Origin of the sequence: Mycobacterium sp. E802 (genome assembly GCF_001666875.1) — a bacterium.
Taxonomy (GTDB): domain Bacteria; phylum Actinomycetota; class Actinomycetes; order Mycobacteriales; family Mycobacteriaceae; genus Mycobacterium.
Genome location: NZ_LZJD01000075.1, coordinates 1 through 528 on the forward strand (window position 1 = coordinate 1; position 528 = coordinate 528).

Here is a 528-nt window from a genome sequence, read left to right on the forward strand (position 1 = left end):
ACCCGTTCGGGTCGCAGCGGTACGAACGACAAATCCTTGCCGGCGTTCCAGCGTGAGCCGCCGCCATATCTGCGGGCCGCATCCGGGTCGGCGGCCACCTGCGCGGCCCAGTTCCATGGATGATGCTCGAAACTCGTTACCAGCGGCTGCAATTCGGTGAACAGCTTGCGCCGGGTCGCCATCGGAAACGCCCCGATGACGCCGACGGAGGCCAGCTCACCGTCGTCGGTGTAGAGCCCGAGCAACAGCGAGCCGACGGCGTCGTCCGCGGATTTGTGGACGCGGTAGCCGGCGACCACGCAGTCGGCGGTCCGCTCGTGTTTGATCTTGAACATGACGCGTTTGTCCGGCAGGTATGGCCCGTCGAGCCGCTTGGCGATCACCCCGTCCAAGCCCGCGCCCTCGAACGTCTGCAACCACTGGGCACCGAGCTCGGGGTCGGTGGTGGTGCGGGTGACGTGACACCGAGCCTGGTTCTCCTTGACCGCCTCGACCAACGCCTCACGCCGCGTCCGGAAGGGCTCGCCC

1 pseudogene is annotated in these 528 nt (G+C 67.4%); it reads right to left on the reverse strand.

Features of this window, described 5'->3' with window-relative positions:
• Positions 1-528 (reverse strand): annotated as a pseudogene (ligC, locus tag A5699_RS10970) (ATP-dependent DNA ligase); the annotation flags it as partial.